Source organism: Streptomyces spororaveus, from assembly GCF_016755875.1.
GTDB lineage: Bacteria > Actinomycetota > Actinomycetes > Streptomycetales > Streptomycetaceae > Streptomyces > Streptomyces spororaveus.
This window is the reverse complement of record NZ_BNED01000005.1, coordinates 451,358-469,270: the sequence shown is the minus strand read 5'-3', so window position 1 is coordinate 469,270 and position 17,913 is coordinate 451,358. Positions and strand designations below refer to the sequence as shown.

At 73.0% G+C, this 17,913-nt stretch carries 14 protein-coding genes and 1 riboswitch; of the genes, 3 read left to right on the top strand and 11 right to left on the bottom strand.

The genetic code is table 11. The annotated features are described in order from the left end of the window. Positions 1–23 precede the first annotated feature (23 nt). The 11 genes from Sspor_RS04820 to Sspor_RS04770 all read right to left on the bottom strand — a co-directional run bounded on the left by Sspor_RS04820 (position 24) and on the right by Sspor_RS04770 (position 13,581). Positions 24–755 (bottom strand): TetR-like C-terminal domain-containing protein, encoded by a 732-nt coding sequence (locus Sspor_RS04820; RefSeq protein WP_202197919.1) that lies wholly within the window; start codon positions 753–755, stop codon positions 24–26. Positions 756–882: 127 nt separating this feature from the next. Beyond that, on the bottom strand, positions 883–1,602 hold the full coding sequence (locus Sspor_RS04815) for an LmeA family phospholipid-binding protein (protein WP_202197918.1): 720 nt from the start codon (positions 1,600–1,602) through the stop codon (positions 883–885). Further along, the gene (locus tag Sspor_RS04810) at positions 1,599–3,860 is read right to left on the bottom strand and encodes an MMPL family transporter (protein ID WP_202197917.1); all 2,262 of its coding nucleotides are present in this window, start codon (positions 3,858–3,860) and stop codon (positions 1,599–1,601) included. Before Sspor_RS04810 ends, Sspor_RS04815 begins: the two co-directional genes overlap by 4 nt. Positions 3,861–3,948: 88 nt before the next feature. After that, positions 3,949–5,325, bottom strand: a complete 1,377-nt coding sequence (locus Sspor_RS04805; RefSeq protein ID WP_202197916.1) for a HAMP domain-containing sensor histidine kinase — start codon at positions 5,323–5,325, stop codon at positions 3,949–3,951. After that, entirely contained in the window at positions 5,322–6,011 is a 690-nt protein-coding gene (locus tag Sspor_RS04800; RefSeq protein WP_202197915.1) for a response regulator transcription factor, read from the bottom strand. Before Sspor_RS04800 ends, Sspor_RS04805 begins: the two co-directional genes overlap by 4 nt. A gap of 294 nt (positions 6,012–6,305) precedes the next feature. Next, positions 6,306–7,079, bottom strand: coding sequence for an enoyl-CoA hydratase (locus tag Sspor_RS04795; RefSeq protein WP_202197914.1), 774 nt, complete (start codon positions 7,077–7,079; stop codon positions 6,306–6,308). Further along, positions 7,076–7,978: a 3-hydroxyisobutyrate dehydrogenase gene (gene mmsB, locus Sspor_RS04790; RefSeq protein WP_202197913.1), complete on the bottom strand. Its 903-nt coding sequence runs from the start codon at positions 7,976–7,978 to the stop codon at positions 7,076–7,078. Before mmsB ends, Sspor_RS04795 begins: the two co-directional genes overlap by 4 nt. Then, positions 7,975–9,072, bottom strand: a complete 1,098-nt coding sequence (locus Sspor_RS04785; protein ID WP_202197912.1) for an enoyl-CoA hydratase/isomerase family protein — start codon at positions 9,070–9,072, stop codon at positions 7,975–7,977. Before Sspor_RS04785 ends, mmsB begins: the two co-directional genes overlap by 4 nt. Continuing rightward, positions 9,069–10,214, bottom strand: coding sequence for an acyl-CoA dehydrogenase family protein (locus Sspor_RS04780; protein ID WP_202197911.1), 1,146 nt, complete (start codon positions 10,212–10,214; stop codon positions 9,069–9,071). The genes Sspor_RS04785 and Sspor_RS04780 overlap by 4 nt, the downstream gene beginning before the upstream one ends. A gap of 4 nt (positions 10,215–10,218) precedes the next feature. Beyond that, positions 10,219–11,718 carry a CoA-acylating methylmalonate-semialdehyde dehydrogenase gene (locus Sspor_RS04775; protein WP_202197910.1) on the bottom strand — a complete coding sequence of 500 codons (1,500 nt, stop codon included), beginning with the start codon at positions 11,716–11,718 and terminating at the stop codon, positions 10,219–10,221. 205 nt (positions 11,719–11,923) lie between these two features. Then, a riboswitch (cobalamin riboswitch) is annotated at positions 11,924–12,094 on the bottom strand. 71 nt (positions 12,095–12,165) lie between these two features. Further along, positions 12,166–13,581 carry a short-chain fatty acyl-CoA regulator family protein gene (locus Sspor_RS04770; protein ID WP_202197909.1) on the bottom strand — a complete coding sequence of 472 codons (1,416 nt, stop codon included), beginning with the start codon at positions 13,579–13,581 and terminating at the stop codon, positions 12,166–12,168. 387 nt (positions 13,582–13,968) lie between these two features. Between Sspor_RS04770 and aceA the strand changes: the two genes are divergently transcribed. From aceA to Sspor_RS04755, 3 genes are all read left to right on the top strand, one after another. Then, entirely contained in the window at positions 13,969–15,255 is a 1,287-nt protein-coding gene (gene aceA, locus Sspor_RS04765) for an isocitrate lyase (protein WP_202197908.1), read from the top strand. Between the two features lie 85 nt (positions 15,256–15,340). Beyond that, complete coding sequence (aceB, locus tag Sspor_RS04760) at positions 15,341–16,933, top strand: malate synthase A (protein WP_202197907.1); 1,593 nt, start codon at positions 15,341–15,343, stop codon at positions 16,931–16,933. After that, on the top strand, positions 16,930–17,817 hold the full coding sequence (locus Sspor_RS04755; RefSeq protein WP_202197906.1) for a 3-hydroxybutyryl-CoA dehydrogenase: 888 nt from the start codon (positions 16,930–16,932) through the stop codon (positions 17,815–17,817). The genes aceB and Sspor_RS04755 overlap by 4 nt, the downstream gene beginning before the upstream one ends. Positions 17,818–17,913 lie beyond the last annotated feature (96 nt).

Genomic DNA, 17,913 nt, shown 5'->3' with positions numbered 1-17,913 from the left:
GCGGGGCGGATGGGTCGGTCGGGTCAGCCGGTCTGCCCGGCCAGGGGGACCACGAGGCCGATGCTCTCGGCGGACACGGCGACGGCGTAGTCGAAGAACGCGGCCTCGTCCCGGACACTGTCGTGGGTACGGCTGAAGACCTGGAACACCAGGAGGCCGATCAGACCGCTCCACAGGACCATGCCGCGCTCGACGACGTCCTCGAACGGAGCCCCGGGCGCACCGCCGAAGAGCTGCACGGCCTCCGGCAGCAGCAGCGGCGGACCGGGCACCGACCGCCGGGGCGGGGTGAGTTCACCGGCCTCCAGCGCGGAGCGCACGATGCCAGCGAGAACCGCGGGGGTGCGCGAGGCCGCCGGGACCGTGTCCTGCGGGGCGTCGTAGCCGGGCACGGGTGAGCCGTAGATCAGGGTGAACTCGGCGGGGTTCTCGAAGGACCACCGCCGCAGCGCGCGGGTGACGGCGAGGAGCCGGGCGCCCCCGGACGCGCCGCCCTCCGCGGCGGCCCGGTCGGCCTGCTCCATCGCCGCGCCGGACGCGTCGTAGGCGTCGATGACCAGTGCGGTCAGCAGATCGTCGCGGTGCGGGAAGACGGCTTCGACATCGGCGGCGGGAAGGCCGCCGTCGCGGACCACCGCATCCAGGGACAGTCCGGCGGCGCCCCGCTTCACCAGCTGCTGACGGGCGATGTCCTTGATCACCGCCGCCGGGGTGATGTCGTCGTCCTCGGTCGAACTGATTGCGGAAACATCCATGCCGGAACCGTACCCGCCGCCAACTGGGGCCGTGCGTACGGTTGGTCGAACGCCTCGGTCGTGCGTCGGGATCCGGCCACCGGGCGGGTACGGAACGTTCCGGGCGAATGCGGTCGAGCGGTGGACGTCAGGCGTCGGACAGGGTGCTGGGTCCGCCGGACAGGGCGACGTGCAGACCGTCGGGCCGGACCTCCGCGGAGGTGGCGGCGAGCCCGAGCGGGTACTCCTTCGGCACGCCCGCCTGCGGGCCGAAGCCGCCGGCGCCGATCCCGAGCCGGTCGGTGGGGACCGGGCGGCCGAACAGGGTGAGCCCGTCCACGGCGAGGGTGACCTTGCCGTCCGCGAGTACCGGACGCAGCGTCAGCCGCCCGAGACCGCCCGGGCCGACGTCCGCGAGGACCGTCCCCTTCGCCGGGTCGGTGGTGACCGCGGCCACCGCCACAGACGGTACGGCGCCGCGGATCGCGGCGGCGAGGGACTGCGTGGAGACCGTCACGTCCACGTGGGAGGCGGCGACCGTGGTCGTCCCGCCGAGGCGGACGTCGTCCAGCCGGGCCCGGACGCGGACCTGGGAGAGCCGCCCGACCCGGGCGTCGTCGCTGCTGACGTCGAGCCGGGGGATGCTCCCGTGCGCCAGGTCCCACAGGGCCCAGCCGTCGGCGACACCGACCGACACGTCGTCGCCGAGACCCGGGGCCGCCTTCGCGACACGGTTCTGGATGCGGTGGCGGACCGTGTACTCGGCCGTGCCCGTGGCCACGACGGCCAGCAGGACCACGGTGACCGTGACCGTGAGGACGAGACGGCGGCGCAGGGCGGCCCAGGTCCTCCTCAAGGGGTGCTTCATCGGAGGTCTCCTCGGGCGGGCGCCAGACCGGGCTCGGTACCGGTCTCCGGCGCGGGATCCGATCCGGCGGCGGGCTCGGGCCCGGCGGCGGGCCCCTCGGGGTCGAGATGAGGAAGGAAGCGGTCCAGCCAGCCGGGGAGCCACCAGTTGGCGCGCCCGAGGAGGTACATGGACGCGGGCACCAGCAGCAGGCGCACCACGGTGGCGTCGATGACGACGCTGACGCCGAGGCCCAGCGCGAGCATCTTGACGGCGACGTTGGTGGAGAGCAGGAACGCCAGGAACACGCTGGTCATGATCAGCGCCGCGCAGGTGATGACGCGGGCGGTGGCGGCGAGTCCGGTGGCGACGGCCAGGTGGTTGTCCCCGTACCGCAGCCAGGTCTCGCGGATCCGGGAGAGCAGGAAGACCTCGTAGTCCATGGAGAGCCCGAAGACGATCGCGAACATCATCATCGGTACGTAGGACTCGACGGGCACCTTCTCGGTGATGCCCAGCAGTGCGCCTCCCCAGCCCCATTGGAACACCGCGACGACCACGCCGTAGGCGGCGGCGATGGAGAAGAGATTGAGCACGGCGGCCTTGAGCGCCACGAGCGGGCTGCGGAACACGGTGAGCAGCAGCAGGAACGCGGCGGCGACGACCACGGCGATGATCAGGGGGAGTTTGGCGGCGAGGGTGTCGGTGAAGGTCTGGGCGGCGGCGGTCGTGCCGGTGACGTAGCCGGTGGCCCCCGTGCCCGACAGCGTCCGCGGCACCGTCTCGTCCTGCAGGGTGTGGATCAGGTCGGCGGTGGCCGCGTCCTGCGGGCCGGTGGTGGGAACCACCGTGGTGACGATCAGGGCGTGGTCGGGGCTGGGGACTGGGGGAGTGACGGAGGCGACGCCCGGTACGGCGGCCAGATCGCGCCGGAGCGAGGCCGCGAGGTCCTGGCGCAGGCTCTCGCTCTCGACGTGCCGGCTGTCGAGGTGGGTGACGACGGTGAGCGGGCCGTTGGCACCGGGACCGAAGCCCTCGGTGATCAGGTCGTAGGCGCGGCGGTCGGTCCGGCTGGTGGACTGGGCGCCGGCATCGACGTGTCCGAGCTGCATTGACGCGACGGGGACGGCGAGCACGCCGAGGACGAGCAGGCCGCTGACGAGGAACAGCCACGGGCGGCGGCTCACCCGGACGGCCCAGCGGTGCCAGACGTCGGCCTCACCGGTCGGTTCCGCGACCGGCTCGCGGACGTGGAAGCGGTCGATGCGGCGGCCGAGCAGGCCCAGCAGGGCGGGGGTCAGCGTCACGGAGGCCGCGGCGGCCACGAGGACACTGAGTCCGGCGGCGACACCGAGGGCGCCGATGAAGCCCACGCCGGAGGCGCAGAGCCCGCCCAGGGCCATGGCCACGGTGGCGGCGGCGACCAGCACGGCCCGGCCGCTGGTGGCGACCGTACGGCCGACCGCCTCGGCGGGTTCGGTTCCGGCGTGCAGCAGCGCCCGGTAGCGGGTGGCGAGGAAGAGCGCGTAGTCGATGCCGACGCCGAGGCCCATCATCGCGGCCAGGGTCGGGGCCGCCTGGGCGAAGCCGAAGTGCCCGGCGAGCAGCCCGAGCCCGGACAGGCTCACGGCCAGGCCGATCACGGCCGTCACCAGGGGCAGGCCGGTGGCGGCGACGCTGCCGAAGCCGATCAGCAGGACGAGCACGGCGACGGCCAGGCCGATCGCCTCCGAGGCGCGGTCGGCGGACTTCGGGCTGGCCAGCTGGCCGAGCGGGGCCCCGTACTCGACGGTGACGTCGTCGGCGCGCAGCGGTTCGACGGCGCGGTCCACCTCGGCGAGGTAGGCGGGGTCGAAACTCGCCGGGTTCCCGTCGAAGCGCACGGTCACCTGGGCGGTCCCGCCGTCCGGGGAGACCGCCCCCGGGGTGGTGAGCGGGTCGGTCACCGACAGGACGTCCGGGAGCCGGCCCAGATCGGCGACGGCCGTGCCGATCGCCGCCCGGTGATCGGTGACCGCGCCCTCCTCGGTCGTGATCACGATGGCGGAGGCCGTGCCGCCGGACCCGGTGGTGTGGGCGGTCAGCAGGTCGGCACCCGTCTGGGTGCTGGTACCGGGGAGGGAGAAGCTGTCCGCGTAGGAGCCGCCCCACGTGTGGTTGGCGAGCCCGAGGCCGACCAGTGCCAGTACCCACAGGGCGACGACCCGCCAGGCGTGCCGGGCGCACCAGTGCCCGCTCCGGTGCAGGAGTCCCGGCCGCTGGGCCGATTGAGTGTTCATGGGGCCACTGTGCGCGGTGTGTGTAAGGGGGCCGTGGGCGCATTGTTCGGGGAATGTACGGGAGGCTCCCGCCGGGCCCCCGCCGGGCTCACGCGGGGGCGGGCTCCGGCGGGAGGGTGACCGTGAAGCAGGCGCCGCCTTCGGGGCCGTGGCCCTCGACCCGGATGCCGGCGCCGAGTCGGCCGGTCAGGCGGTGGGCGATGGCCAGCCCCAGGCCGCTGCCGACCGGGCGGGTGTTCCGGTAGCGCTCGTGGAGGGCGCCGTGGTCGAAGGCGATGCGTACGTCGTCGTCGGTGAGTCCGGGCCCGCCGTCACGGACCTGCAGTTCGGCCCCGCCGCCCGTGGCACTCGCGCGGACGGCGAGGACCAGGGGCGCTCCCTCGGGGGTGACCCGCAGCGCGTTCTGCACCAGCCCGTCGATCAGCTGCCGGACCCGGAAGGCGTCCGTCGCGACGACGACGGGCCGGTCCGGCCGTTCGAGCCGGAGGTCGACGCCGTGGCGTGCGCACAGTCCGGTCCAGAACGCGGCGGCCTCGGAGACGAGCGCGGTGAGGTCGGCCGGGGCCACGTCCAGGCGGAAGTCGTCGGCCTCCAGCCGGGCCAGGTCCAGCAGGTCCCCGAGGAACCGGTCCAGGCGCCGGGTCTCGTCGGCCAGGATGCCGCCGACCTCGGGTACCCGATCCGGCTCGATCAGGCCGTCGGCGAGTGCCTCGGCGTATCCCTGGAGCGCGGTCAGCGGGGTGCGCAGATCGTGGGAGACGGAGAGCAGGAACTCGCGCTGCCGGTTCTCGCTGTGGGCCAGCGCCTCGTCCAGCACGTTGAGGGCGCGCCCGATGTCCGCGGTCTCCCGGGGGCCGTCGACCGGGGCCGGTACGCCGCGTTCGCCGTCGGCGAGCCGGTGCGCGATCTGTGCGGCCGTCACGAGCGGACGGGCGATCCGGCGGGCGAGGAGCGCTCCGGCCAGGGCCGCGCCGAGCATGCCGACGACCAGCGGGACGACGACGTTGCGGCGGATCCGGTTCGTGTCCTCGGTGACGACCGTGTACGGCTCGGTCAGCACCACCGCTCCGCCGCGTACGGCGGGCTGCCCGACCAGCAGCACCTCCTGGCCGCCGAGGATGCCGGTGGTGGAGACCGGATCCCCTGCCAGCAGGGCCGATTTGGACGTCCTGTCGACGGCGGGGCCGGCGGTTCCGTGGACGGCGCCGTCCGGGGCGATGACCGCGATCTGCACCCCGTTGGGCCCTGCCAGGACCTGGGCGCCGGTGAACAGCGCCTCGGACACGGCCGGCAGGCGGCTGAGCACCGTCGCCTGGCGTGCCAGCTGGTCACGCTCGCGCTGTTCGGCCCCGTGTGCGGCGGTCTGCCAGGCGATCAGTCCGGTGAGGGCCACCGCGAGCGCCGCCACCACGGTGGTCAGCACCACGATCTTGCGTGCGAGGGAGCCAGGGCCGGCGCGGTTCACGGGCCGGGAGCCGTCGCGCTGTACCCGACGCCGCGGACCGTACGGATCGGGCTCGCGTCGCCGAGCTTGGCGCGTACCTGCGAGACGAAGACGTCGACCATGCGGGTGTCCCGGTAGCCGGGGTACCCCCATACCTGGGAGAGCAGTTGCTCGCGGGTGAAGACCTGGCCCGCGTGCCGCAGGAGGTGGGAGAGCAGGTTGAACTCGGTGGCGGTGAGCTCGACCGGCTCGCCGTCGCGGCGGACGGTACGGCTGACCGGGTCCACGCTCAGGCGGCCGGCGCTCCCGGTCGGCGGCGGACCCGGCGGGCCGGCCGCCCGGCGCAGTACGGTCTTGACCCGGGCGACCAGCTCGCGCGGTGAGAACGGCTTGGTCAGGTAGTCGTCCGCGCCGAGTTCGAGGCCGAGGATCCGGTCGGCCTCCTCACCGCGGGCGGTGACCAGCAGGACCGGTGTCCAGTCGCCGGCGTCCCGCAGTGCGCGGCAGAAGGCGATGCCGTCCATGCCGGGCAGGCCGATGTCCAGGACGATCGCCACCGGGTGCATGCGCCGCGCCGCCGCGAGACCGGCGGACCCGTCGGCCTCGACGTGGACACCGAAACCCTCGCGGGTCAGATAGAGGCGCTGCACGTCGGAGATGTGGCGCTCGTCCTCGACGATCAGTACGAGGCCCCTGGACTCCGTCATCACTGCCTCTCAGCCGCGGTTGGCAGCATCGATGCTAACCGGGCCGCCCCGCCCTTCCGGTGGGCGCGCCGCCATCCGTACATTCCCCGAACAATGCGGCGGCCGCAGTCCGATCCGAAGGGAAATGCCGGAAGTACGCCTCTGGCCGGTTTCGGCTCTTGCGACCGCTCTCGGCGGTACGGAGTCGATGAACAAGTACATCGGCTCCGTCGTCGCCTCCCGAGGATGGCCGCAGGACTGTTCGCCGGCGCCGTACTGGGCACGGAGGCTTCGCACCCGGTCCCCGCGCGTGGCTCAGCGGTGCGTGAAGCGGGGCGGGCGCTTGTCCACGAAGGCGGACATGCCCTCCTCCTGGTCGGCCGTGGCGAAGGCCGCGTGGAACAGCCGGCGTTCGAAGCGGACGCCCTCGGCGAGGGTGGTCTCGAAGGCCCGGTTCACGGCCTCCTTGGCCATCATCGCGACCGGCTTCGACATCCCGGCGACGGTCTCGGCGACCGCGAGGGCCTCGGACAGCAACTCGTCGGCCGGGACGATCCGGGAGACCAGGCCGGCCCGTTCGGCCTCGACCGCGTCCATGGTGCGGCCCGTCAGGCACAGTTCCATCGCCTTGGCCTTGCCGACGGCCCGGGTGAGCCGCTGGGAACCCCCGATCCCCGGGATCACCCCGAGCTTGATCTCGGGTTGCCCGAACCTCGCGGTGTCCGCGGCGAGCAGGATGTCGCACATCATGGCGAGCTCGCAGCCGCCGCCCAGGGCGTAGCCGGAGACCGCCGCGAGGGTGGGCGTACGGACCTGGCCGAGCCGGTCCCACGTCGTGAACCAGTCCGAGAGGTACATGTCCATGTAGCTGCGCGGCCGCATCTCCTTGATGTCGGCGCCGGCCGCGAAGGCCTTCGCGGAGCCGGTCAGCACGATGCAGCCGACCTCCGGGTCCCGGTCCAGTTCCTCCGCGGCGGCCACCACCTCGGTCATCACCCGGAGGTCGAGGGCGTTGAGGGCCTCCGGCCGGTGGAGGGTGAGGAGGGCCACCCGGCCCTTGCGCTCCAGCAGGACGGTTTCGTAGGTCATGCGGATGTTCCGTTCCGGGGTCGCAGGGTGTGGACGATCGCCGAGAAGTCGAGGCCGGCGCCCTCGCCCGCGGCGAAGTCGGCGTACAGCTCGGCGGCTTTCAGGCCCAGCGGAGCCTCCACCCCGCCGGCCCGCAGGGCGTTCGCCGCCAGGGCGAGGTCCTTGGCCATCAGGGGCGCGGCGAAGCCGGGCAGGTAGTCACGGTTGGCGGGGCTGCCCGGAACCGGTCCGGGCACGGGGCAGTTGACGGTGAGGGCCCAGCACTGGCCGGAGGCGGTGGACGCCACGTCGTAGAGGGCCTGGTGGTCCAGGCCGAGGCTCTCGGCGAGGACGAAGGCCTCGCTCACACCGATCATCGAGACGGCGAGGATCATGTTGTTGCAGATCTTCGCGGCCTGCCCGGCGCCCGCCGCCCCGCAGTGCACGGCCTTCCTGCCCATCGCCCCGAGCAGCGGCTGCGCCGCCGCGAACTCCTCGGCGCCGCCGCCCGCCATGAAGGTGAGGCTCGCCGCCCGCGCGCCGACCACCCCGCCCGAGACGGGCGCGTCGAGGGACCGGTGACCGGCCGCCCCGGCGGCCTCGTGCGCCGCCCGCGCGTCGGCCACGTCGATGGTCGAGCAGTCGACGAACAGGGTGCCGGGCCGCGCGGCGCCGAGCAGGCCGCCCTCCCCGTACAGGGCGAGGACGTGTCCGCCCGCCGGCAGCATGGTGATCACCACGTCGGCGTCGGCGGCCGCGGCGGCGGCCGAGACCGCCGGCTCCACCCCCGTCGCCGCGGCAGCGGCCAGCAGCTCGGGCACCAGGTCGAAGCCGAGGACGCGGTGTCCGGCCCCGACGAGGTTGGCCGCCATCGGGCCACCCATGTGGCCCAGTCCGACGAACGCCACGGTCGTGCTCACCAGGGCACCTCCTGAGTCGATTCCGCATGGGTCAGCCCCAGTTCGCGCGCGCCGAGCGGGGCGAAGAACCGTTCCACGTCCACCGGGCCCACCTCCGCCAGGGAGGGCGGCGACCACCGCGGGCTGCGGTCCTTGTCGACGACCTGCGCGCGGATCCCCTCGACCAGGTCGGGGGAGGACAGCGCCGCGCAGGAGATCCGGTACTCCTGCTCCAGAGCCCTTTCCAGCGGGCCGAGTTCGCGTACCCGGCGCAGGGCGGCCAGGGTCACCTTGAGCGCCGTGGGGGACTTGGCCCCGAGCGTGGCCGCGGCTTTCTCCGCCGCCGGGACGCCGCTGCGGAGCAGGCGCTCCACGATGTCCTCCACCGTGTCGGCCGCGTAGCAGTGGTCGATCCACTCGCGGTCACCGGCGAGCGCGCCACCGGGTGCGGTCCCGACGTACCGTTCCAGCACCTCGTGTACGGAGGCCCGCGCCAGGTCCGCGGCCAGCCGCGGCAGCAGTTCCGAGGGCACGAAATGATCGGCGAGGCCGCAGATCAGCGCGTCCGCCGCCCCGGCCGGGGCACCCGTCAGGGCGAGGTGGGTGCCCAGTTCCCCGGGCGCCAGCGCCAGCAGGTACGTGCCGCCGACGTCGGGGACGAAGCCGATGCCGGTCTCGGGCATGGCCACGCGGGAGCGTTCGGTGACGATCCGCACGGTGCCGTGGGCCGAGATCCCGACGCCGCCGCCCATGACGATGCCGTCCATGAGGGCGACGTACGGCTTGGGGTAGCGGGCGATGCGGGCGTTGAGCCGGTACTCGTCGCGCCAGAAGGCTGCCGAGGCCGTGCCGCCCGTGCGGGCGTCCTCGTAGATCGCGCGGATGTCGCCGCCCGCGCACAGGCCGCGTTCGCCGGCGCCCTCGACGACGACGGCCGCGACGGCCGGGTCGTGCTGCCAGCCGGCGAGCGCCTCGTCGATGCGCAGCACCATGGGACGGGTGAGGGCGTTGAGCGCCTGGGGGCGGTTGAGGGTGATGTACGCGGTGTGGCCCTCGGTCCGCAGGAGTACGTGGTCCTGGTCCCGGTCGTGGTCCCCGGGGTTTCCGTGGTTCATCGCGGGGCCTCCGTGAGCCCGCGGGCGACGATGATGCGCATGACCTCGTTGGTGCCTTCCAGGATCTGGTGGACCCGAAGGTCACGGACGATCTTCTCGATGCCGTACTCGCTCACGTAGCCGTAGCCCCCGTGGAGCTGGAGGGCCCGGTCGGCGACCGCGTAGCCGGTGTCCGTGGCGAACCGCTTGGCCATCGCGCACAGCTGCGGGGCCAGCGGGTCGCCCCGGTCCAGCGCGTCGGCGGCCTGGCGGACCAGGGCGCGGGCCGCGGCCAGCTCGGTGGCCATGTCCGCGAGCCGGAACTGCAGGGCCTGGGCGTCCAGCAGCCGGTTCCCGAAGGCCTGCCGGTCGGCCAGGTACGCGAGGCTGCGGTCCAGGGCGCTCTGCGCACCGCCCAGCGAGCAGGCGGCGATGCCGAGGCGGCCACCGTTGAGGCCGTTCATGGCGATGCGGAAGCCGTCGCCCTCCGCGCCGAGCCGCCGGTCGGCGGGGACGCGGACCCCGTCGAGGATCACCTGGCGGGTGGGCTGGGCGTTCCAGCCCATCTTGCGTTCGTTCGGGCCGAAGGAGACCCCGGGGTCCGCGCGTTCGACGACGAACGCGGAGATGCCGCCCGGGCCCTCCCCGCCCGTGCGCGCCATCACGATGTAGACCTCGGAGGCGCCGGCGCCGGAGATGAACTGCTTGACCCCGGTCAGCACATAGCCGTCGTCGGTGCGCTCGGCCCGGGTGCGCAGCCCGGCCGCGTCGGACCCGGCGCCGGGTTCGGTCAGGCAGTAGCTGCCGAGCGACCGGGCGGAGCACAGGCCGGGGAGCCAGCGGGACCGCTGGTCCGCGTCCCCGTACCGGTCGATCATCCAGCCGACCATGTTGTGGATGGAGAGGTACCCGGCGATGGAGGGGCAGCCGGTGGCGAGGGCCTCGAAGACGAGGACGCCGTCGCCGCGGCCGAGGGCGGAACCGCCGTGCTCCTCGCGGACGTAGACGCCGCCGAGCCCGAGCTCCGCCGCCCGCCGGATCACGTCCAGCGGGAAGTGCTTGTCCTGGTCCCAGGTGACGGCGTACGGGCCGAGCTGCTCCTGGGCGAAGTCGAGGGTGACCTCGGCGAGGGCGAGCTGATCGGGGGTGAGGGTCGTGGTCACCGGCTCAACCCATCGTCGGAAGGGTGAAGCTCGCGCCCTCCTTCGCCCCGGAGGGCCAGCGCGAGGTGACGGTCTTGGTACGGGTGCAGAAGCGGATGGCGTCGGGGCCGTGCTGGTTCAGGTCGCCGAAGCCGGACCGCTTCCAGCCGCCGAAGGTGTGGTAGGCGACGGGGACGGGGATGGGCACGTTGACGCCGACCATGCCGGCGCCCACCCGGCGGGTGAAGTCGCGTGCCGTGTCGCCGTCGCGGGTGAAGATCGCGACGCCGTTGCCGTACGGGTGCTCGGTGGGCAGGCGCAGGGCCTCCTCGTAGTCGGCGGCCCGTACGACGGACAGCACCGGGCCGAAGATCTCCTCGCGGTAGATCCGCATCTGCGGGGTCACCCGGTCGAAGAGGGTGGCTCCGGCGAAGAAGCCGTCGCCGTGCCCGGGCAGGGTGAACCCTCGGCCGTCCACAACGAGTTCGGCGCCTTCGGTGGCCCCGATGCCGACGTAGCGGTTCACCCGGTCGAGGGCGTCGCGGCTGACCAGGGGCCCGAAATCGGCCTCGGGGTCGTCGGAGCGGCCCACGCGCAGAGTGGCGATGCGCTCGGCCAGCTTGGCCACCAGCGCGTTCGCGGTCTCCTCGCCGACGGGAACGGCGACGGCGATGGCCATGCAGCGCTCGCCCGCGGAGCCGTAGCCGGCACCGATGAGGGCCTCCACGGCCTGGTCGAGGTCGGCGTCGGGCATCACGACCATGTGGTTCTTGGCGCCGCCGAAGCACTGGGCGCGCTTGCCGTGGGCCGCGGCGGCGGCGTAGACGTGCGCGGCGACCTGGGTGGAGCCGACGAAGCCGAGGGCCTGGACGCGGGGGTCTTCGAGGAGGGTGTCGACGGCCTCCCTGCCGCCGTTGACCACATTGAGCACGCCGGGCGGCAGGCCGGCCTCCAGGAACAGCTCGGCGAGGCGCAGCGGTACGGACGGGTCGCGTTCGGAGGGCTTCAGGATGAAGGAGTTGCCGCAGGCCAGGGCGGGTGCGGCCTGCCACAGAGGGATCATCGCGGGGAAGTTGAAGGGGGTGATCCCGGCGATCACACCCAGCGGGGAGCGCAGGGAGTGCACATCGATCCCGGTGCCCGCGTTGTCGGTGAACTCGCCCTTCAGCAGGTGCGGGACACCGGCCGCGAACTCGACCACCTCCAGGCCCCGTTGCAGGTCGCCGTGGGCATCGGCGACGGTCTTGCCGTGCTCGGACGACAACAGCCGGGCGAGGGAGTCCCGTTCGTCCTCGACCAGCTGGAGGAAGCGCAGCAGCACGCGTGCGCGGCGCTGCGGGTTCCACTGCCCCCAGTCGGCCTGCGCCTGTTCGGCGTCGGCGATGGCGGCCTCGGTGTCGGCCCGCCCCGCGAGCGGGACCCGGGCCTGTACGGCGCCGGTGTTGGGGTCGTACACGTCGGAAAAGAGACCGGAGGTTCCTGTGGTGTGCTTGCCGCCGATGAAATGGGTGAGTTCACGGACCATGGATGCCTGCTCTCGTCAGGTGGGATCCGGGGATGGCACGGCGGGCCGGCGAACGGCACCCGATCGGGTGCGCCGCTGGGGAAGGCCGTGGGACTGGGCCGAAAGGGACGACCTATGAGCGCGCGAACGTGTGCGCGCGCTCCGCCGGATCACCAGGGTCGTGGGTACAAACCGGTGCCATGCGTGTCTGCTCCATCCTCGTGGACAACACGGAACATCCGCGGCCGGTATCCTGACTCCCGGATCCCCGCGTGCCGCCCGCCTTCCCGACAGACCTCGTCAGTGGCGTGTGGATGGCAGCACACTCCCCGGTCACAGTGGCGGGACCGTGCCGGTTTCTCACCGGCTTCCCTGCACCGCGGACCTTGTGCCACGAACATATAGTTGGACGTCCTAGTAAGTCCAGAGCCGCCGCGCGCCCTCTGTGCGACGGTGCCTGACGCCGGCTCAGCCCCGGGCCGGGGCAGGGTTCCCGGTCACCGGGTACGGGACGAAGGTGCTGCTGTTCTCGTCCACGGCCAGCGCCCGGCCGAGCGGCGGCACGGCGCGCTGCGGGCAGTCGAGCCGTTCGCACAGGCGGCAGCCCATGCCGATGGGCGTGGCGGCCGCCGTGTTGCCGAGGTCGAGCCCGTCGGCGTAGACGAGCCGCGAGGCGTGCCGGATCTCGCAGCCGAGCCCGATCGCGAAGGTCTTGCCGGGCTCGCCCCAGCCGCCGCGGTGGCGGGTGACGGCCCGGGCGGTCCACAGGTACCGCTGCCCGTCGGGCATGGCCGCCACCTGGACGTGGATACGGCCGGGCGCGGCGAACGCCTCGTAGACGTTCCAGAGCGGGCAGGTGCCGCCGGCCCGGGAGAAGTGGAACGCGGTCGCCGACTGCCGCTTGGACATGTTCCCGGCCCGGTCCACCCGCACGAAGGAGAAAGGCACCCCGCGCAGCCTGGGCCGTTGCAGGGTGCTCAGCCGGTGGCAGACCGTCTCGTAGCCGATCCCGAAGTGGTCGGTGAGCCGCTCGATGTCGTAGCGGAACTCCTCGGCGGCCGCGTGGAAGGCGCGGTACGGGAGGATGAGCGCGCCCGCGAAGTGGTTGGCGATGCCGATCCGCGCGAGGGCGTGGACGGGGGAGCCGGGCGCGAAGTCCTCGGCCGCCAGCCGGTCCAGCTCGGCCCCGTACTCGACGAGCGCCAGCTGGGTGGCCATCCGGAACGCCTGCTGTCCCGGCCGGAGCCGGTTCGACAGGTGCAGCACGCGGGCGGCGGGGTCGTAGTGGTGCAGCCGGTCGGAGTCCGTGGCCGTCCTGATCCCGTGCCGCTCGGAGAGCCGGCGGGTCAGCGCACGGACGACGTCCCCCGGGCGGATGCCGATCTCGACGGCGAGGTCTTCGGCGGCGAGATCGGTGTCGTGGAGGTAGTTCTGCCGGCGGTAGAAGAACTCGCGGATCTCCTCGTGGGGCGAGCGCGGGCTGTCGGCGGCCACGTCCCTGCCGTCGGCCGCGTCGGCGAGGCGTTCGGCCAGGAGCTGGGCGCGGCGGCCCAGGTCCAGCAGGACCGAGGCGACGGCGGGCATCCGGGTGGCCAGTTCGGCCAGGTCGGAGGGGGAGACGCGGGCCTGCGCCACCTCGTTCGCGAGCGCCTCGCGCAGGTCGGCGACCAGCCGGCTGGTGTCGCGCTCCGAGAAGAACCCCGGATCCACCCCGAAGGCCTCGGTGAGCCGCAGCAGGACCGGAACGGTGAGCGGCCGGGAGTCGTGCTCCATCTGGTTGAGGTAACTGGGGGAGATGGCGAGCACCCGGGCCAGGTCGGCCTGGGTCATCCGCCGCTCCTCACGAAGCCGCCGCAGCCGCGCTCCCGCGTACGTCTTGCCCACCGCACTCCCTCGCCGTCTGCCGGGCCGGAACGAGCCGCCAGGATACGGGGATCTTCACGACCTCCGGGCTTCGCAACCTTGGCAATTGTCGCCCCGAAGATTCGCAGAGCTTGGCAGATGTACCTCCTTGATGGCACCCGGTGTCACTGCCAGAGTCGGTGCTGCGGCCCGCCGGACACGGTGGCCGGGAAGAACCGACTGGCCCGATTCACGCCCTGATTTCGGCCATCCAGACAGTTCGATCCGGCGGATCGGCAGCATTGCTCAGCTTCGGCCCAGGGCCGGGTCCGGCGGCCGCAGCTCCCCACCAGGCACAGAGTGCCAAGGTGCCGGGCTCACGGACCGGCTCCTTGGCAAGACAAGCGACGGATGGAAACGGTGACGGTCATGGCAGAGGCGAACACGACGGCGGCGGCCGAGCAGCTCAAGCAGCGGTGGGCCGACGACCCCCGCTGGGCGGGCATCGAGCGCACCTACACGGCCGAGGACGTGGTGCGGCTCTCGGGCAGCGTCCGCGAGGAGCACACCCTGGCCCGGCGCGGCGCCGAGCGGCTGTGGCGACAGCTCCACGAACAGGACTACATCCACGCCCTCGGCGCGCTCACCGGCGGCCAGGCGGTGCAGCAGGTGCGCGCCGGACTCCAGGCGATCTACCTCTCCGGCTGGCAGGTGGCCGCCGACGCCAACCAGGCCGGTCACACCTACCCGGACCAGAGCCTGTACCCGGTCAACTCGGTGCCCCAGGTGGTCCGGCGGATCAACAACGCCCTGCTGCGCGCCGACCAGATCGCCACCGCCGAGGGCGGCACCGACACCACGGACTGGCTCGCGCCGATCGTCGCCGACGCCGAGGCCGGCTTCGGCGGCCCCCTGAACGCCTTCGAGCTCACCAAGGCGATGATCGCGGCGGGTGCGGCCGGCATCCACTACGAGGACCAGCTGGCCTCCGAGAAGAAGTGCGGCCACCTCGGCGGCAAGGTCCTCGTCCCGACCGCCCAGCACGTCCGCACCCTCAACGCGGCCCGTCTGGCGGCCGACATCGCCGACACCCCGACCCTGATCATCGCCCGCACGGACGCCCTCGCCGCGACCCTCCTGACCAGTGACATCGACGAACGCGACGCGGAGTTCTGCACGGGCGAGCGCACCGCCGAGGGCTTCTACCACGTGCGGGGCGGCATGGCCCCCGTCATCGCCCGCGGCCTCGCCTACGCCCCGTACGCCGACCTGATCTGGGTCGAGACCGGCACCCCGGACCTCGCGCAGGCCCGGGAGTTCGCCGAGGCGATCCACGCGCGGTACCCCGACCAGATGCTGGCCTACAACTGCTCGCCGTCCTTCAACTGGAAGGCCGCGCTGGACGACGACCAGATCGCCAAGTTCCAGCGGGAGCTCGGCGCGATGGGCTACCGCTTCCAGTTCATCACCCTGGCCGGCTTCCACTCCCTCAACCACGGCATGTTCGACCTCGCTCGCGGCTACGCCGAGCACGGCATGACCGCGTACGTCGACCTCCAGGAGCGCGAGTTCGCCGCCCAGGCCCAGGGGTTCACCGCCGTGAGGCACCAGCGCGAGGTCGGCACCGGCTACTTCGACCTCGTCTCCACCGCCGTCAACCCGGCCTCCTCCACCACCGCGCTCTCCGGCTCCACCGAGGAAGAGCAGTTCCACTAGGCCGTCTGTGCGCCGAGTTCCTGCGACGGGTGCCCGGGGGACCTCCCCCGGGCACCCACCCACCGCCCCCGCTGAGGAGAACCGCATGCCCCTCTCGCCTCTGACCAGCAGCGTCCAGGTCCTCGGTGCGCCGGGTGAGCGCCACGAGGAGATCCTGACCCCCGAGGCCCTGGAGTTCATCGGCCGGCTCGACACCGCCTTCGCGGACCGCCGCCGGGAGGTCCTCAAGGAGCGCCACCGCCGCTCGGGCCACCTGGCCGGGGGCACCCCGCTCGGCTTCCCGCTCGCCACGCGCGCCCTGCGCGAGGACCCGCACTGGCGCGTCGCGCCGCCCGCGCCCGGACTCACCGACCGCCGCGTCGAGATCACCGGCCCGCCGGAGCGGCGGATGGCCGTCAACGCCCTGAACTCCGGTGCCAAGGTCTGGATGGCCGACTTCGAGGACGCCACCGCCCCGACCTGGACCAACGTCATCGGCGGCCAGCTGACCCTGCTCGACGCCATCGAACGGCGCATCGACTTCACCACCCCGGAGGGCAAGGAGTACCGCCTCGGCGCGCAGCTCGCGACCATCATGGTCCGGCCGCGCGGCTGGCACCTTCTCGAAGAACACCTGGAGATCGACGGCCGCCCGCTGTCCGCGTCCCTCGTCGACTTCGGCCTGTACTTCTTCCACTGCGCCCAGCGGCAGATCGACGCGGGCCACGGCCCGTACTTCTACCTGCCCAAGCTGGAGAACCGGTACGAGGCGCGCCTGTGGAACGATGTCTTCCTGCTCGCCCAGGAACTCCTCGGGATCCCCCGAGGCACCGTCCGCGCCACCGTCCTCATCGAGACGATCACCGCGGCCTTCGAGATGGAGGAGATCCTCCACGAACTGCGCGAACACAGCGCGGGACTCAACGCGGGCCGCTGGGACTACCTCTTCAGCCTGATCAAGACCTTCGGCCACCGCACCGACTTCCAGCTGCCCGACCGGGCCGCGGTCACCATGACCGCCCCCTTCATGCGGGCCTACACCGAGCTGCTCGTCCGCACCTGCCACCGGCGCGGCGCCCAGGCCATCGGCGGCATGGCGGCCCACGTCCCCAGCCGGGACGCGGAGGCGAACGCCGCCGCCCTCGCCAAGGTCCGCCTCGACAAGGAGCGGGAGGCGGAGGACGGCTTCGACGGCTCCTGGGTGGCCCACCCGGGACTGGTGCCGGTCTGCCGCGAGGTCTTCGACGGCGTGCTGGGGGAGCGGCCGAACCAACTGGACCGGACCCGGGAGGACGTCGAGATCACGGCCGCCGACCTGCTGTCCGTACGCCGGATCGCCGCACCCCCCACCCGCGAGGGCATCCGCTCGAACGTCGCCGTGGCCCTGCGCTACTTCGACGCCTGGCTGCGCGGCAGCGGCGCCGTGGCCCTGTACGGCCTGATGGAGGACGCCGCGACCGCCGAGATCGCCCGCGTCCAGATCTGGCAGTGGCTGCGCCACGACCGGACGGACCGGGCGACGGTCCTCGACCTCCTCGACGCCGAATGCGCGGCGCTGGAGGAGGAGGACCCGTCGGCCCGGGTCGCCGAGGCCCGGGAGGTCTTCGTGAACACGGCACTCACCCCCCGCCTGCCCGCCTTCTTCACCCCCGAGGCCTACACCCGCCACCTCGTGAGCCGGACGGAGAACCGATCATGACTACGCCGAAAGCGTCGATCGCGCCGATCCAGCGGGTCGGCATCGTCGGAGGCGGCCAGATGGGCGCCGGCATCGCCGAGGTGTGCGCCCGCGCCGGCCTGGACACCGTCGTCGCCGAGGCGGACGCCACCGCCGCCCGGACCGCCCGGGAGCGCGTCGCAGTCTCCCTCGAACGGGCCGTGCAGCGCGGCAAACTGGACCGGATCTCCGCCGAGGACGCCCTGGCCCGGCTCGTCTTCACCGGCGACCTGGAGGACCTCGCCGACCGGCAGCTCGTCGTCGAGGCCGTCACCGAGAACCCCGAAGCCAAGACCGAGGTCTTCGCCGCCCTGGACAAGATCGTGGCGGACCCGGAGGCGATCCTCGCCACGAACACCTCGGCCATCCCGATCATGCGCCTGGGCATGGCCACCGGCCGCGCCGACCGGGTCGTGGGCCTGCACTTCTTCAACCCGGTCCCCGTGCTGCCGCTCGTGGAGGTCGTCTCCTCACTCCACACCTCGCGCGACACCCTCGCGGCCGTGGAGGCCTTCGCCCGCGACGCTCTGGGCAAGACCACCGTCCGCTCCCAGGACCGGGCCGGCTTCGTGGTCAACGCGCTGCTGATCCCCTATCTCCTCTCGGCCGTCCGCATGGCCGAATCCGGGTTCGCCGCCCCCGAGGACGTGGACGCCGGAATGGAACTGGGCTGCGCCCATCCGATGGGCCCGCTCAAGCTCGCCGACCTGATCGGCCTGGACACCGTCGCGGCCATCGCGGAATCCCTCTACGAGGAGTTCAAGGAACCCCTGTACGCGCCGCCCCCGCTGCTCCAGCGGATGGTGCAGGCGGGTCTGCTCGGCCGGAAGACCGGCCGCGGGTTCCACACGTACGGCCGGGGCTGAGGGGCCCCGGCAGGTCTCCAGGGCAGAGGGTGCGCCGGAGACGTACGGAACGGCGCGGGTGGGGCGAGTGGTGTCGCCACACCCGCGCCGCACCGC